We start from the raw sequence: 14,415 nt of genomic DNA on the forward strand, positions 1-14,415 counted from the left end.
TTCCTCCATGGAGGCTTGTCCAACACCTGCCCTCAGGCCGCTGTCGCGCTCGGCGCTGTCGTGTCGCACGGGCAGGTATCGGACAACCCTAAACCTGAGCGGTCAGTCGCCCTCCGAGCGCGAACGACAGGTCCTCGGCATTGGTGCCGGCCATGGGCCCGTCGGACTCACGCTCCTGGCCCTGAGCACTTGTCCAACAGGCAGCGATCCATGCAGGCCCGACAACCGGCTTGAAAAAGGCAACCGATACTGGCATCTCGCATCGCGCTGTTCTCTGGAGGCACCAGAGATATGCGATCAACGATGGCGGCCTGGTGCTTTTAACCTATCAGCGGTATCAACGTCCCTGAACTCATCGCGATTGTCGGGTCGGATCCGAGCAACCCGCACCCGGGGGACATCGGGCATGGTCGGGCATCCACAGGCAAGCTCGGCCGAAAATGTGCGAGTTCAAACAGCGCTTCGTTTCAACGCCGCCGCCCCTCACCGGCAGATCGCGCGCCGTCGTCGCGCACGTGGCGCTTGATGAGCATCAGCCTGTCATGCTGCCCAGTCAGCACATCCTGCAACGCCCGCAGCTGCTGCAACATCAGTCGAGGCGGATGTCGCGCTCCTTGATCAGCGAGCCCCATCGCGCCAGTTCCTTGTTCAGGTGCTCGGCCAGCGCCTGCGGCGTCGAACCGATCGGCTCGGCCCCCACGCCTTCGAGCTTCCTGAGGATCTCAGGCTGCCGCATGGCGGCGATGAGCGCCCTGTTGAGTTTCGCAACCACATCGGCGGGCGTGCCAGCTGGTGCAAACACGCCAAACCATGGCGAAACCTCGTAGCCGGGCACGCCTGCCTCTGCAATCGTCGGCACATCGGGCAGCGCGGAAGAGCGCCGGGCCGAGGTCACGCCCAGCGCACGCAGCTTGCCCGACTGGATGTGCGGCCGCGCTGAGGTGATGCTGTCGAACATCAGGTCGACCTGGCCGCCCAGCATGTCGGTCACCGCCGGGCCGCTGCCCTTGTACGGGATGTGCAGCAGTTGCAGGCCTGCCATGGAGGAAAACACTTCGCCCGCCAGATGGATGGACGTGCCATTTCCAGCCGACGCATAGGTCAGCTTGCCGGGCTCGCTCCTCGCGTGGGCCATGACCTCCTTGACCGATTTGTCCTTGCTGCGGGCGGCGTTCACCACGAGCACGTTCGGCACCACGGCCAGCAGGCTGACGGGCGCGAAGTCCTTGACCGGGTCGTAGCCGAGCTTGGCGTACAGCGCTTTGTTGGTCGCCATGCCGATTGAGGTGATCATGATCGTGTAGCCGTCCGCAGGCTGCTTGGCCACATAGTCGGCGCCGATGTTGCCGCCAGCCCCTGGCCGGTTCTCGATCACGAAGGGCTGGCCGAGATCCTGTGCAACCCGGTCGCCCACGGTGCGGGCGATGACATCCATCGCCCCGCCCGGCGGAAACGGCACGATCCACCTTACGGGCTTGGTGGGCCAGTTGGCTGCGGTCTGCGCCATGGCTGCGCCCGGCAGCGCGAGGAGTGCGACCAGCAGGGCCAGGGCTCTTCGGTGCATGGTCATGGCTTAGACGATGGAAGAGGGATGCTTGGCCAGAGCGGTGACCGTGATCTTCATGAACGGAAAGAGCGGCAACCGGCTCAACGTGTCGTGCAGCTCGTCATTGCTCTCCACGTCGAACACGCTGTAGTTGGCGTACTCGCCCACCACGCGCCAGAGATGAGGCCACTTGCCCGAGCTCTGCAACTGCTGCGAGTAGGCCTTCTCTTCGGCCTTGATGCGGGCCGCTTCCTCTGGCGCGAGGGTGGACGGAATGTTGACGATCATGTGGACGAGATAAAGCATGGGGAGTCCTTTCGGGTTCAGGAAGCGTGCTGCAGGGATGCAAGAAACTGGAGAACGGCCTGGTCGAACGCTTGCGGCGCTTCCAGGTTGGACAGATGCGAGGCAGGCACCACCGCCAGATGCGCGCCGACGATTCCCGCCTGCATCGCCTGGGCGTCGGCCACGGTCGTGACCGGGTCCGATGCGCCCGCCAGCACCAGCGTGGGTGTGGTGATGCGGCCCAGGTCGCCGCGCAGGTCCGACGTCGCCAGGGCCTCGCAGCACGCGGCGTAGCCTTGCGGCGCGATGCCGGCGATCCAGCTTTGCGCGCGTTGCACAGTGGAAGGCTGCGTGTTCACGAAATCCGCGCTGAACCACCGACCAGGGGACGACTCGGCCAGGGCCCTCATGGCGGCCTCGCCGCCTTCGCGGACCATCGCGGCCCGCTCGTTCCAGCCTTGCGCCGCGCCGATCTTGGCCGCGCTGTTGCAGACTGCGATGGCGTCGAAGCGGTCGCCCGCGTGGACGCCCAGCCACAGACCGGTGTGGCCGCCCATCGAAATGCCGCAAAAGGCAGCCCGCTTGATGTCCAGCGCGTCCAGCACGGCCAGCACGTCCTGCCCCAGGTCCGCAAAGCTGTAGGGACCGGGTGTGACCGGGCTGCCGCCGTGGCCACGTGTGTCGTAGCGGATAAGTCGGTAGTCCTTGGAGAACGCGGCGACCTGCTGGTCCCACATCTCCAGCGTGGTGCCCAGCGAGTTGGACAGGATCAGCGCGGGCGCGGCGGCATCGCCATCCTCCGTGACGCGGAACGCACCGCGCGCAGTATTCAATGAGAGCGACGACGAAGGTTTGGGTTGCGGCAAGACGTCCACCTTTCAAACACGTTCGACGATCATGGCGATGCCCTGCCCCACGCCGATGCACATGGTGCACAGCGCGTAGCGGCCGCCGTTGCGGTGCAACTGATGGACGGCGGTGGTCACGAGCCGCGCGCCGCTGGCACCCAGTGGGTGGCCCAGCGCGATCGCGCCGCCGTAGGGATTGACGCGCACATCGTCATCGGCCATGCCCAGTTGCCGCAGCACGGCCAGCCCTTGCGAAGCGAAGGCCTCGTTGAGTTCGATCACGTCCATCTGCGCCAGGGTCAGGTCGGTCTGCGCGAGAACCTTGCGAGTGGCCGGCGCAGGGCCGATGCCCATGATGCGCGGCGCGACACCGGCAGTCGCCATGCCGACCACACGGGCCTTGGGCGTGAGCCCATTGCGCACAGCGGCGCCCTCGCTGGCAAGCAACAAGGCGCAGGCGCCATCGTTGACGCCGCTGGCGTTGCCTGCCGTCACGGTGCCGCCAGGCCGTACCACGGGCTTGAGCCTGGCCAGCGCGTCGAGCGTGGTCTCTCGCGGGTGTTCGTCCTCGCTCACCAGCAACGGGTCCCCCTTGCGCTGCGGCACGGCGACCGGCACGATCTCGGCGGCAAAGTAGCCGGCCTTCTGCGCCGCCGCGGCCTTGGCCTGGCTGCGCCATGCAAAGCTGTCCTGGTCCTCGCGCGACACCTTGAAGTCGTCGGCCACGTTCTCGGCGGTTTCCGGCATGGCGTCGACACCGTGCATCGCCTTCATCTTCGGGTTGACGAAGCGCCAGCCGATCGTGGTGTCCTGGATCGAGTTGCCGCGCGAGAAAGCCGATTCCGCCTTGGGCACGACAAAGGGCGCACGGCTCATGCTCTCGACGCCGCCGGCGATCATCAGGCCGGCCTCGCCGGACTTGATGGCTCGCGCCGCGATGCCGATGGCGTCCATGCCGGAGCCGCAAAGCCGGTTGACGGTGGTGCCGGGCACCTCCAGCGGCAGGCCAGCCAGCAGCAGCGACATACGCGCCACGTTGCGGTTGTCTTCGCCGGCCTGGTTGGCGCAGCCGAAGATCACGTCGTCAATGGCGCTCCAGTCCGCGCTGGTGTTGCGCTCGGTCAGTGCCTTGAGCACCACGGCGCCCAGGTCGTCGGGACGGACGGAAGACAAGGCGCCGCCGTACTTGCCGAAGGGCGTGCGAACGGCGTCGCAGATGAACACGGGTTCAGTCATGGGGTCTCTCTTTTAGGTGGATGTCGGGTGCCATCACGCGCGGGTGGACGACTCGACAGCAGCGATGGGCAAACCCACGATGCCTTCGAGCGCTTCGCGGCTCAGCCCTTCGACGGCGTCGATCAGCTGCAGGCCCTGCGCCGTACACGCGAAGGTCGCGAGGTCGGTGTAGACGCGCTTGACGCAGGCCAGGCCGGTCAATGGGTAGGTGCACTTCTCGACCAGCTTGCTCACGTTCTGCTTGGTCAGCAAGTCCATCATGACCCAGGTCTGCTTGGAACCGATGGCCAGGTCCATGGCACCGCCCACGGCCGGGATGGCGCCCCGCTCGCCGGTGCTCCAGTTGGCCAAGTCGCCGGTGGCAGAGACCTGAAAGGCGCCGAGCACGCAGATGTCCAGGTGGCCGCCGCGCATCATCGCGAAGCTGTCGGCGTGGTGGAAGAAGGCCCCGCCGGGCAGCAGCGTCACGGGCTGCTTGCCGGCGTTGATGAGGTCGTAGTCTTCCGCACCGGCCGCGGGGGCCGGCCCCATGCCGAGGATGCCGTTCTCGCTGTGCAGAATTACCTCGCGGCCGGCCGGCAGATGGTTGGCGACCAGCGTCGGCTGGCCGATGCCCAGGTTGACGACGGCGCCGTCGAAGATGTCCTGAGCCACGCGTGCGGCGAGCTGGTCCTTGGTGCGACGCTGGTAGTTCATGCTCATGCTGCCTTCTTGAAGCCGCCGGCCTGTGTGGCGACGCGGTCGATCCGGACGATCTTGTTGACGAAGATGCCGGGCGTGACGATGGTCTCCGGGTCCAGCGTGCCGAGTTCCACGATGTCGTGCACCGTGGCGATGGTGCGCTGCGCGGCCATTGCCATCACAGGGCCGAAGTTGCGCGCAGCCTTGCGGTAGACCAGGTTGCCCCAGCGGTCGCCGGTCTCGGCCTTGATCAAGGCCACGTCGGCGTGGATTGGGTACTCCAGCACGTACTGCTTGCCATCAATCTCGCGGGTCTCGCGGTCGCCTGCGAGCTGCGTGCCGAAACCCGTGGGGCAGAAGAACGCGCCGATGCCGGCACCGGCCGCGCGGATGCGCTCGGCCAGGTTGCCCTGAGGCACGAGTTCGAGCTCCAGCTTGCCCGCGCGGTACAGGCCGTCGAACACCTGGCTGTCCGCCTGCCGCGGGAAGCTGCAGATGATCTTGCGCACGCGACCCGCCTGCAGCAGCGCGGCGAGCCCCACTTCGGCATTGCCGGCGTTGTTGTTGACGACCGTGAGGTCCTTCGCACCCTGCACGATCAGGCCGTCGATGAGTTCGTTGGGAATGCCGGCCGTGCCGAAACCGCCGATCAGGACGGTGGCACCGTCCTGGATGCCGGCCATGGCCTCGGCGACCGAGGCAATCTTGTTGATCATGAGAATTTCTCCTTCAAGAGACGATGGCGGCTCAGTCCAGCACCACGCCGGAAATCTTCACGCGCTCGTCCTGCGCGTGCCGGTCCTGCGGCAAGGCGTCCACCGGACGGCCTGCCAAGTACGGCACGACTATGCGAACCGGCTTGCAGGGAGAGTCCTGCGCCAGCGCCGGGCCGGCGCAGGAAACGGTCATGCCCAGGATGGCCATGACAAGTCTCAGCTTCTGCACCTTGTTCACTACCTGGCGGATGCTGCGCGCCAGCTGATCACTTCGCGGCGACCGCTGGGGTGCCGGACGGCACGGGGCTGTCGGCACCGTGTGCCTGCCCCGCACGCCCATGCTGGATGCAGAACACCGCGACCGCCGCGATCACCGCCGGCAAAGCGATGGCCAGGAAGTTCTGCTCCAGCGGCAAGGCCATCGCCACCAGGCTGCCGATCACGATGGGCGCCAGGATGGCACCGCTGCGGCCGACGCCCGAGGCCCAGCCGATGCCGGTGGAGCGCACGGCCATGGGGTAGTACTGGCCCACGTAGGCATAGGTCACGATCTGCGTGCCGATGGTCGAGGCGCCAGCCAGGCCGACCAGCGCGTACAGCACCGAGGTGGGCACCGAGTAACCCAGCAGGCTGATCGACACCGCCGCCAGCAGGTACATGCCGACCAGCACGTACTTGATGTGGAAGCGATCGGCAAGCCAGCCCCCGCCAATGGCCCCGAACATGCCGCCGAAGTTCAGCACCAGCACGAAGGTCAGCGCCGATCCGAGCGTGTAGCCGGCACCGGCCATCAGCTTGGTGAGCCAGGAGCTGAGCGCATAGACCATGAACAGGCACATGAAGAAGGCGATCCAAAACATCACGGTGCTGAACCCCCTGCCGTCCTGGAACAGCTTGCCGATGGGCGCGCTGGTGTCGCGGTCTTGCTGCGGCAGGTCGAAGGAATCGCCCGGCTGCGGCCGGTAGCCTGGGCTCAACTGCGCGGCGATGTGCTGCAACCGGGCCTTCTGCCCCGTCTTGATCAGGAAGGGCATGGACTCGGGCATGAACGTCAGGATCACCGGAATCAGCAGCACCGGCAACCCTGCGGCCAGGAACACGGACTGCCATCCATAGCTCTCTAACAGTCCCTTGCCTACCACGGCGGCCAGCATGCCGCCCACCGCATATCCGCTGAACATCAGCGTGACCATGGTGCTTCGGATCTTGCGCGGCGAGTATTCCGTCATCTGCGCCACCACGTTCGGCATCACACCTCCAATGCCCAAGCCGGCGAGGAAGCGCGTGACGCTGAAGGTGACCGGGTCGCTCGTGAGGCCGGCCGCTGCGGTGAACAGGCTGAACAGCGCGATGCAGATCGCGATCGCGCGCCGGCGGCCGATGCGGTCGGCAATCGTACCGAGGAAGATCGCGCCGAACATCATGCCGAACAGCGCCGAGCTGACCATGAAGCCCGCGTTGGTCGGGCTCACGCCCATCCCCTTCATGATCGACGGCAGGGCGATGCCTGCGACGGCCAGGTCGTAACCGTCGAAGATGATGATCAGGGCGCACCAGAGCAGGACGCCCCGATGGAAGCCGTTGAATTTGGCTTCGTCCGCCAGCTTGTGCAGGTCGATGTGTTTCATGATTGTCTCCGTGGAGTTGTCCTGCTCAGCCCAGGTCGCCGCCGGCGACGGCCAGAACCGAGCCGGTGATGTAGGAGGATTCGTCGGACGCGAGGAACAGGATCGGGGCCACCTGCTCGTCGATGGTTCCGTAGCGGTGCATAAGGCTCGAGTCCTTGGTCTGGTCGATGACGCCCTGGTACCACGCCGTCTCTGTGGCGGTGGGCTGACTCGGCAACGCTTGGTTGCGCGGCACGCGCCGTGGCGGCGCGTCGGTGCCGCCGGGGGCCGTGGCGTTGATGCGGATGCCGTTGCGCGTATGCTCCATCGCCAGTGACGCGGTCAGCGCGTTTACGCCCCCCTTGGCCGCCGAATACGGCACACGATGCACCCCCCGGGTGGCCACCGACGAGACGTTGACGATCACGCCACTCTGGCGCTCCACCATGTGCGGCAAGACCGCACGGCAGCACCACAGCGTGGGGAACAGCGAGCGGCGGATCTCCGCTTCGATCTGCTGCTCTTCGTAGTGCTCGTAGGGCTTGGCCCAGATCGTGCCGCCCACGTTGTTGACCAGCACGTCAACGCGGCCGAAGTGCGCCAGGCAATGCGCCACGGCATGCTGCGCGCCGGCAAAGGTCTCGAGGTCGGCCTGCGCCGCAGCGGCCGCGCCGCCGGCCTCGCGGATCTGCGTGACCACCTCGTCCACGATGTCCGACCGGTCCACGGCGAGTACCCGGCCGCCCTCGGCCGCGATGCGCAGCGCCACGCCGCGCCCGATGCCCTGGGCCGCGCCGGTGACCAGCACGACCTTGTCCTCAAAGCGTTTAGCGGTGTTCATGCTGTCACCGTCTGGTTGGGCGTGAACTTCTCATAGTGGAAGCTGGCCGGCGTGATGGCCTCTGCCTTGAAGTGCTTTTGCACGGCATCCACCATCGGCGGCGGGCCGCACAGGTACACGTCGACATTGCCGCCGTGCAGCGCCTGTGCGGGCATGTGCTGGGTCACGTAGCCCTGGTGTTCATGCACGGTCTTCGGGTCCGCGACACAGGTGCCGAAAGTGAAGCCGGGAATGCGGCGGGCGTACTCGACGAGTCGGTCTACCATCACCAGGTCCTGGTCGCGCGTCACGCCGTAGATCAGGTGTACGGGCTGCTGAGTGCCATGCTGCGCGATGACCTCCAGCATGGACAGGAACGGTGCCAGCCCTGTGCCGCCCGCCAGGAACAGCAGCGGCCGCGTGACGGCCCGCAGGTAGAAGGTGCCCAGCGGGCCGGTCATCTGCAACGGCTGGCCAGCGGCGGCAACGCCAAGCCAACTGCTCATCAGGCCACCTGGTACCTGCTTGATCATGAACGTCATGCGCTTGTTGCCAGGCGCCGAGCTGAACGAGTACGAGCGGTGCTGCCCACTGCCCGGCACGTCGATGTTCACGTACTGGCCGGGAAGGAACACCGGCGCCTCGGCCGGGATGTCCAGCACCAGTTCATAGGCCGCGTCAGCGAACAGCGTCACCTCGCTGACCGCGGCAGCGAATTGGGCGGTACCGGTCTTGCAAGCCGTCGACGGCACGGGCACGGAGATCACGCAGTCCGATTTGGGAATCATCTGGCAGGTCAGCACCAGGCCTTCGTCTGCCTCGTCCTGCGTGAGCGCCTCGTCGATGTAGTCGTCGCCCAGGTCGTAGCTGCCCGTCTCCGCGCGGCATTTGCAGGTGCCGCACACGCCGTCGGAGCAATCCATCGGCAGGTTGATGCGGTGGCGGAAGGCCGCGTCCAGCACCTTCTCGTTGGCGCCGCATTCGACGAAGCGGGTGACCCCGTCGTCGAAGTTCAGGGCGATGCGGTAGTTGTTCATCGTGCGTCTCCCCGCATGTCAGAGGTGGTAGATGTCGACGACCTGGCTGATGTAGTCGTCTTTCAACACGATCTTCTTGCGGGCGAACAGGTAGCCCGCGTCGCCGCCCTTGCGCAGCGTTGCGAAAATGGTGCCGAAGTAGTGGTCGGTCTTCTTGTAGCGGTGGCTCAGCGTGTGGAAGTTGTAGCGGATGTCCACCGCGTCGCCACGGTCCTCCAGCACTTCCACATTGCTCAGCATGTGGGTGGTGCGCGTCTCGGGCATGGAGGCGCTGGAGCGCTCGGTCTTGATGCGGAACACGCGGTCTTCCAGCCCATTGCGGCTGGGGTAGTAGATCAGCGAGATCTGGCTGTGCGGGTCGTCGGTGAGCTGGTCGTCGTCGTCCCAGGCGGGCATCCAGTATTCGGCATCCGGCGCATAGAGCTGGAGCCATTGCTCGAACTCGCGGTCGTCCAAGTGGCGCACTTCGCGGTACAGGAAGGCGCAGATGGCGTCGTGGTTCGCGCTCATGCCTGTGCTCCTTCGCGCTCTTGCTTTACACCCTTGCGCATGGCCTTGGCCCAGTAGTCGTGCTGGCAGACGAACAGGCCTTCGTCCTCGCTGCGCTCGCCGCTGATCAGGGGCTTCATGCCCATCTTCTTGGCGTTCTCGTCGGGCCCTTCGACCCACAGCGGCGCGCCGCGGCTGAGGTCGTTCCAGGGCGCGGCCTTGCCGGCATAGCCGGTCTGGCAGGAGCGGAACTCTTCCAGGTCGTCTGCCGTGCCCATGCCGGACACGTTGAAGAAGTCCTCGTACTGGCGGATGCGCACGGCACGGTCTTCCGCGCTCTCGCCCTTGGGGGCGAAGCAGTAGATCGTGATTTCCGTCTTGTCCACGCTGATCGGGCGCGTCACGCGGATCTGCGTGGAGAACTGGTCCATCAGGTACACGTTGGGGTACAGGCACAGGTTGCGCGTCTGGCTGACGATGAACTCGGCCTTGGTCTCGCCCAGGCGCTCCTTGAGTTCGTCTCGGCGGCTGTAGACCGGGCGCACCTCCGGGTTCATGGTCTTGGTCCACAGCAGGATGTGGCCGTTCTCGAAGCCGTAGACACCGCCCACGCTCTTGCTCCAGCCGGCCGCGTCCACGGCCTTGGTGCCGCCGTCCGCGCGGCGGCCCATGGTGGCGGCGTAGTTCCAGTGCACGGAGCTGACGTGGTAGCCGTCGCTGCCGTTTTCCATCTGCAGCTTCCAGTTGCCGTCGTAGGTGTAGGAAGAGTTGCCCCGCAGCACTTCCAGCCCGTCCGGTGCCTGGTCGACGATCTGGTCGATGATGACCTTGGTCTCGCCCAGGTAGTCGTCCAGCGACTGCACGTCGGCGTTCAAGCTGCCGAAAAGAAAGCCCTTGTAGCTTTCGAAGCGCGCCACCTTCTTCAGGTCGTGCGAGCCTTCCTTGTTGAACTGCACCGGGTACTCGGAGGTCTTTTCGTCCTTGACCTTGAGCAGCTTGCCGCCGTTGTTGAACGTCCAGCCGTGGAACGGGCAGGTGAAGCTGCCCTTGTTGCCGTGCTTCTTGCGGCACAGCATGGCGCCGCGGTGGGCGCAGGCATTGATCACCGCGTTGAGCTTGCCGTCCTTGCTGCGCGTGATGACGATGGGCTGGCGGCCGATGGTCGTGGTGAAGTAGTCGTTGATCTCTGGGATCTGGCTCTCGTGCGCCAGGTAGACCCAGTTGCTCTCGAAGATGTGCTTCATCTCCAGTTCGAAAAGCGCGGGGTCGGTGAAGATGTCTCGGCGGCAGCGGAAGACACCGGCGTCCTTGTCGTCCTGCAAGGCGCTGTCCAGCAGCTGTTCAACGTCGCCGTACTTGTCGGTGGTTGCGGTCGTGTTCATGGTGAAGTCTCTTTGGAGTGAGGTCATCCCCCACGACCTGCGTCGCGGTTCGATACCAACGGGATGACGGGTTGGCGACAGCTGCGGCGGCCTGCGCCGCAGCACGCAGGCGGTCAGGCGGCCAGGCGGGGGCGGTCGACGATCTGGTTGTCGAGCCCCTGGACCAGGGCGCTGAGCCGGATGTCGAAGACGATCTCGGCGAACGGTCCGGCCATGCCGTTGGCCTGGATGCTGGCCGCGTCCGTGCGCTCGACCAGCGGCGGCACCAGGCCCTCGCGCGTGGCGTAGGCGAAGTCGTCGAACACCAGCGGGTCGCCGTCGATGTTGATCTGCGTGGTCAGCTTGCGATGGCCTTCGGCGGTCACGAAGAAGTGGATGTGCGCCGGGCGGTTGCCGTGGCGGCCCAGCTGGTTCAGCAGGGCCTGCGTGGGGCCGTCGGGCGGGCAGCCGTAGCCCACCGGCACGATGCTCTGGAACTTGTAGCGGCCCTGTGCGTCGGTGACGATGGTGCGGCGCATGTTGAACGGCTGTTGCTCGCCCGTGGGGTCGAAGTGCGAGTAGAAGCCCTTGGTGTTGGCATGCCAGACCTCGACCGTGGCGTTCGGCACAGGCTTGCCGTTGGCGCCATAGACCGTGCCGTGCATGATCAAGGGGTGACCGGCCTTGTCGCTGCCGTCGTCCAGGCGCGCGAAGCCTTGCTCCACCGGCGCGCCCGCCACATACAGCGGCCCTTCGATGGTGCGCGGCGTGCCGATCTCTACACCCAGCGCTGCGTCTTCCGCATCCATGCGCATGTCGAAGTACCGGTCCAGGCCCAGGCCCGGCGACAGCAGGCCGGCCTCGCCACGCGCGCCGAGCTGGTTCAGGTAGGCGATGCCGGCCCAGTACTCGTCCGAGGTGACGTTCAGATCTTCAATGGCCTTGAACAGGTCGGACAGGATGCGGTGGACGATCTTCTTGGTGCGGGGGTTGCCGCCGTCCTGGTCCAGGCCGCTGGCCAGGCGCAAGAAGTCCTGCACTTCGGTGGTCTTGAAGATTTCGACGCTCATGGGTGTCTCCGTTTCGTTGGGTGGTTGGAAATCAGTGTGTGGGTGCGCGTCAGGTCAGCGACACCGCGGCCGGGCCGACGGTCGTGCGCGTGCGGTCGCGGCGGAAGTGCTGGACACGGTCTTCGTCCAGCGCGATGCCCAGGCCGGGCAGCGTCGGCACGGTCAGGTGGAAGTCTTTGTATTCCAGCGGCTGGGCCAGGATCTCTTCGGTCAACAGCAGCGGGCCGAACAGCTCGGTGCCCCAGCGCAGCTCGCGGAAGGTGGCGAACACATGGGCCGAGGCGATCGTGCCGACCGCGCCCTCCAGCATGGTGCCGCCGTACAGCTCGATGCGGGCCGCGTCGGCAATGGCCGCCACGCGCTGGGCAGCCTGCAGGCCGCCGGACTGTTCGGTCTTGATGGCGAATACATTGGCGCCCGCCACGCAGGCCAGCGCGAAGGCGCTCTCTGGTCCGACAAGGGATTCGTCGGCCATGACCGCGATGGGGTACTTGCCGGTGAGGCGCGCCAGTGCGTCGACGCCGGCGACGGGCTGCTCGACCAGTTCACAGCCAGCGTCCACCAGGCCCGCCAAGCCATGCTGGGCTTCCAGCTCGCTCCAGGCCATGTTCACGTCGACGCGCACCGAAGCCGCATCGCCCAGTGCCTTCTTGATGGCGGCGACATGCGCCACGTCCTCACGCACGGAACGGCGGCCGATCTTGAGCTTGAAGATCTGGTGCCGGCGCAATTCGAGCATGCGCTGCGCTTCTTCGATGTCGCGGCCGGTATCCCCCGATGCCAGGGTCCAAGCCACGGGCAGCCGGTCGCGCAGCCGGCCACCGAGCAGTTCGGAAACCGGCAGGCCTGTGCGGTGGCCCAGTGCGTCGAACAGCGCGGTCTCGACGGCGCACTTCGCGAAGCGGTTGTCGCGGAACGCGACGTTCAGGCGGTCCATCAAGGCCTGCACGCGATTCGCGTCGGCGCCGACGAGTTGGGGCGCGAAGTAGGTGTCGATGGCCAGCTTCATACCTTCGGGCGACTCGGCGCCGTAGGCCAAGCCGCCGATGGTCGTGCCCTCGCCGATGCCCACCGTGCCGTCTGAACAGCGGATGCGCACCAGCATCAGCGTTTGGCCGTTCATGACGGCCATCGAAAGCTTGTGCGGACGGATCGTCGGCAGATCGACCAGCATCGTCTCGACACGTTCGATGATGGCGGAGCCGGTGGTGGTTTGTTGACAGGCAGTATGTTGCATGGGCTCTATTGGACGTTTGCATCCGTTTGCCAGCCAACACCGAATTCATCTAGTACGATACCTATTAGGTATGATGTGACCGTTTTTCATTGAGAAACAACGACTTAGACAGCAACCAATCCCATGGGATATGGTTTTCCCCTATGGATTTGCGTCAACTCCGATATTTCGTGGCGGTGGCCACCACCAAGAACTTCACGCGCGCTGCGGAGCAGATGCACATTGCGCAGCCGCCACTGAGCCGCCAGATCCAGTTGCTGGAGGAGGAACTGGAAGTCCAGCTCATCCAGCGCAACAGCCGCCCGGTGCGCCTGACCGAGGCTGGGAGGTTGTTCTACGAGCAGTCGCTGCAAGTGTTGCACCGTGTCGATCAGATGAAGAACACGGCTCGACAGGCGGGCCGGAATCACAGGCAATCCATTTCCATCGCCTACGTCCCGTCCACGCTCTATGGCGGTCTGCCCATGGTGGTGCGGATGTTTCGCCAGCGCTATCCGGAGACCGATGTCCACTTGGTCGACCTGGGGTCGATCCAGCAGATCGGTGAGCTCAAGTCCGGTCGGATCGACTTGGGGTTCGGCCGCATCCGAAGCAACGACACCTCGGTGGCTCGCACCGTGTTGCGCGAGGAAAAGTTGGTCCTGGCCATCCCTCCCGCATGGCCATTGGCGGCCGAGACGGGACCAGTAAACCTGAAGGACCTCGAACACCAGAAACTGATCGTGTTCCCGAAGGAGCCGCGCCCCAGCTTTGCAGACGACGTGCTGGGCATGCTGCATGAGCAAGGGGTCAAGTTGGCCGAAGTCCACGAGGTACGCGAGCTGCATGCCGCGCTGGGACTGGTCGCCGCGGAGGTGGGCCTGTGCATCGTGCCGGCCGCCGCGCGGCTGCGCACAGACCTCGTCTACCGGCTGATCGCCGACGAAAAGGCCACGTCGCCGATCATCCTGAGCCACCGGCTCAACGACGACTCGTGGTACATCGTGGCGATCAAGCAGCTCATCGTCGAGATGTATGCCCAGAACCCGCCCTGGCTGGACTTCCAGACCAATGCGTTTCCGTCGGGTCTGACAGCCGATGGCGCGGGAGCGCCATTCCCTGCAGATGTTGAAGATCTGAAATAAGTCACTGCAGGTTCAGACTTCTTGGTTTTTCCACGGTGCCCGACGGTGAATCTGTCGCGCTGGGTGTTGGCTCGAGCAAGTTGCAGATGAAGTATCGGGCGCGAACCTACTACACGGACAGCCAGAAGGCGCTCATGTGGGAGCGCTGGAAGAAAGGGTCAGACCATTGGCCAGATTGCCGGACTGTTCGATCGACATCATGGAGCAGGTGCAACGCTTTTTCGCGACCTTCCCACCGCTGCACACGCCGCAGGCCGAGGCGCTCGGCTTCTGCAACGATGGCACCGTCGACGTGCAGGTCCGCCGCGCGACTGCGGGCTGATGCACCGCGAGGCCTCCCACGGCGCCGCAGCGCAGG

General features: G+C 65.6%; 16 protein-coding genes and 1 pseudogene. 3 read left to right on the forward strand and 14 right to left on the reverse strand.

Annotated elements, in window-relative coordinates; translation table 11 throughout:
• Window positions 1-589: 589 nt before the first annotated feature.
• The 14 genes from BLW05_RS33450 to BLW05_RS33515 all read right to left on the reverse strand — a co-directional run bounded on the left by BLW05_RS33450 (window position 590) and on the right by BLW05_RS33515 (window position 12,933).
• Window positions 590-1,570, reverse strand: coding sequence for a tripartite tricarboxylate transporter substrate binding protein (locus BLW05_RS33450; protein ID WP_093168934.1), 981 nt, complete (start codon window positions 1,568-1,570; stop codon window positions 590-592).
• A 3-nt stretch (window positions 1,571-1,573) separates the two neighbouring features.
• Window positions 1,574-1,852, reverse strand: coding sequence for a muconolactone Delta-isomerase (catC, locus tag BLW05_RS33455; RefSeq protein ID WP_093168936.1), 279 nt, complete (start codon window positions 1,850-1,852; stop codon window positions 1,574-1,576).
• 17 nt (window positions 1,853-1,869) lie between these two features.
• Window positions 1,870-2,697: a 3-oxoadipate enol-lactonase gene (gene pcaD / locus BLW05_RS33460; RefSeq protein WP_177142930.1), complete on the reverse strand. Its 828-nt coding sequence runs from the start codon at window positions 2,695-2,697 to the stop codon at window positions 1,870-1,872.
• Window positions 2,698-2,709: 12 nt separating this feature from the next.
• Entirely contained in the window at window positions 2,710-3,915 is a 1,206-nt protein-coding gene (gene pcaF / locus BLW05_RS33465) for a 3-oxoadipyl-CoA thiolase (protein WP_093168938.1), read from the reverse strand.
• 33 nt (window positions 3,916-3,948) lie between these two features.
• Window positions 3,949-4,617 (reverse strand): 3-oxoacid CoA-transferase subunit B, encoded by a 669-nt coding sequence (locus BLW05_RS33470; protein ID WP_093168940.1) that lies wholly within the window; start codon window positions 4,615-4,617, stop codon window positions 3,949-3,951.
• Window positions 4,614-5,312, reverse strand: a complete 699-nt coding sequence (locus BLW05_RS33475; RefSeq protein ID WP_093168941.1) for a 3-oxoacid CoA-transferase subunit A — start codon at window positions 5,310-5,312, stop codon at window positions 4,614-4,616. Before BLW05_RS33475 ends, BLW05_RS33470 begins: the two co-directional genes overlap by 4 nt.
• A 31-nt stretch (window positions 5,313-5,343) precedes the next feature.
• Complete coding sequence (locus BLW05_RS36225; RefSeq protein ID WP_177142931.1) at window positions 5,344-5,520, reverse strand: hypothetical protein; 177 nt, start codon at window positions 5,518-5,520, stop codon at window positions 5,344-5,346.
• A 58-nt stretch (window positions 5,521-5,578) separates the two neighbouring features.
• On the reverse strand, window positions 5,579-6,940 hold the full coding sequence (locus tag BLW05_RS33485; protein WP_093168945.1) for an MFS transporter: 1,362 nt from the start codon (window positions 6,938-6,940) through the stop codon (window positions 5,579-5,581).
• 25 nt (window positions 6,941-6,965) lie between these two features.
• A complete protein-coding gene (gene benD / locus BLW05_RS33490) occupies window positions 6,966-7,760 on the reverse strand; it encodes a benzoate diol dehydrogenase BenD (protein WP_093168947.1) in 795 nt (264 codons plus the stop codon).
• A complete protein-coding gene (gene benC / locus BLW05_RS33495; protein ID WP_093168949.1) occupies window positions 7,757-8,776 on the reverse strand; it encodes a benzoate 1,2-dioxygenase electron transfer component BenC in 1,020 nt (339 codons plus the stop codon). Before benC ends, benD begins: the two co-directional genes overlap by 4 nt.
• An 18-nt stretch (window positions 8,777-8,794) precedes the next feature.
• Window positions 8,795-9,286: a benzoate 1,2-dioxygenase small subunit gene (benB, locus tag BLW05_RS33500; RefSeq protein ID WP_093168951.1), complete on the reverse strand. Its 492-nt coding sequence runs from the start codon at window positions 9,284-9,286 to the stop codon at window positions 8,795-8,797.
• Window positions 9,283-10,647, reverse strand: a complete 1,365-nt coding sequence (locus BLW05_RS33505; RefSeq protein ID WP_093168953.1) for a Rieske 2Fe-2S domain-containing protein — start codon at window positions 10,645-10,647, stop codon at window positions 9,283-9,285. The genes benB and BLW05_RS33505 overlap by 4 nt, the downstream gene beginning before the upstream one ends.
• Before the next feature lie 113 nt (window positions 10,648-10,760).
• Window positions 10,761-11,696 (reverse strand): catechol 1,2-dioxygenase, encoded by a 936-nt coding sequence (catA, locus tag BLW05_RS33510; protein ID WP_093168955.1) that lies wholly within the window; start codon window positions 11,694-11,696, stop codon window positions 10,761-10,763.
• A gap of 49 nt (window positions 11,697-11,745) precedes the next feature.
• Window positions 11,746-12,933, reverse strand: a complete 1,188-nt coding sequence (locus BLW05_RS33515) for a muconate/chloromuconate family cycloisomerase (RefSeq protein ID WP_093168957.1) — start codon at window positions 12,931-12,933, stop codon at window positions 11,746-11,748.
• Window positions 12,934-13,076: 143 nt separating this feature from the next.
• On the opposite strand from BLW05_RS33515, the gene BLW05_RS33520 reads away from it, so the two are divergent.
• From BLW05_RS33520 to BLW05_RS36710, 3 genes and pseudogenes are all read left to right on the forward strand, one after another.
• Window positions 13,077-14,057 carry a LysR family transcriptional regulator gene (locus tag BLW05_RS33520; protein ID WP_093168959.1) on the forward strand — a complete coding sequence of 327 codons (981 nt, stop codon included), beginning with the start codon at window positions 13,077-13,079 and terminating at the stop codon, window positions 14,055-14,057.
• An 86-nt stretch (window positions 14,058-14,143) separates the two neighbouring features.
• Window positions 14,144-14,264: pseudogene (locus BLW05_RS36705) on the forward strand (IS30 family transposase); the annotation flags it as partial.
• Window positions 14,257-14,379, forward strand: coding sequence for a hypothetical protein (locus tag BLW05_RS36710; RefSeq protein WP_256330632.1), 123 nt, complete (start codon window positions 14,257-14,259; stop codon window positions 14,377-14,379). The pseudogene BLW05_RS36705 and the gene BLW05_RS36710, both read left to right, overlap by 8 nt.
• Window positions 14,380-14,415 lie beyond the last annotated feature (36 nt).

It is taken from the genome of Variovorax sp. YR216, from assembly GCF_900107745.1.
Lineage (GTDB): Bacteria > Pseudomonadota > Gammaproteobacteria > Burkholderiales > Burkholderiaceae_C > Variovorax.

Excerpts from the sequence above, each read along its gene's own strand:
- BLW05_RS33450 (WP_093168934.1), bottom strand. The coding sequence starts at position 1,570 with ATGACCATGCACCGAAGAGCCCTGGCCCTGCTGGTCGCACTCCTCGCG.
- catC (WP_093168936.1), bottom strand. The coding sequence starts at position 1,852 with ATGCTTTATCTCGTCCACATGATCGTCAACATTCCGTCCACCCTCGCG.
- pcaF (WP_093168938.1), bottom strand. The coding sequence starts at position 3,915 with ATGACTGAACCCGTGTTCATCTGCGACGCCGTTCGCACGCCCTTCGGC.
- BLW05_RS33470 (WP_093168940.1), bottom strand. The coding sequence starts at position 4,617 with ATGAGCATGAACTACCAGCGTCGCACCAAGGACCAGCTCGCCGCACGC.
- BLW05_RS33475 (WP_093168941.1), bottom strand. The coding sequence starts at position 5,312 with ATGATCAACAAGATTGCCTCGGTCGCCGAGGCCATGGCCGGCATCCAG.
- BLW05_RS36225 (WP_177142931.1), bottom strand. The coding sequence starts at position 5,520 with ATGGCCATCCTGGGCATGACCGTTTCCTGCGCCGGCCCGGCGCTGGCG.
- BLW05_RS33485 (WP_093168945.1), bottom strand. The coding sequence starts at position 6,940 with ATGAAACACATCGACCTGCACAAGCTGGCGGACGAAGCCAAATTCAAC.
- benD (WP_093168947.1), bottom strand. The coding sequence starts at position 7,760 with ATGAACACCGCTAAACGCTTTGAGGACAAGGTCGTGCTGGTCACCGGC.
- benC (WP_093168949.1), bottom strand. The coding sequence starts at position 8,776 with ATGAACAACTACCGCATCGCCCTGAACTTCGACGACGGGGTCACCCGC.
- benB (WP_093168951.1), bottom strand. The coding sequence starts at position 9,286 with ATGAGCGCGAACCACGACGCCATCTGCGCCTTCCTGTACCGCGAAGTG.
- BLW05_RS33505 (WP_093168953.1), bottom strand. The coding sequence starts at position 10,647 with ATGAACACGACCGCAACCACCGACAAGTACGGCGACGTTGAACAGCTG.
- catA (WP_093168955.1), bottom strand. The coding sequence starts at position 11,696 with ATGAGCGTCGAAATCTTCAAGACCACCGAAGTGCAGGACTTCTTGCGC.
- BLW05_RS33515 (WP_093168957.1), bottom strand. The coding sequence starts at position 12,933 with ATGCAACATACTGCCTGTCAACAAACCACCACCGGCTCCGCCATCATC.
- BLW05_RS33520 (WP_093168959.1), top strand. The coding sequence starts at position 13,077 with ATGGATTTGCGTCAACTCCGATATTTCGTGGCGGTGGCCACCACCAAG.
- BLW05_RS36710 (WP_256330632.1), top strand. The coding sequence starts at position 14,257 with ATGGAGCAGGTGCAACGCTTTTTCGCGACCTTCCCACCGCTGCACACG.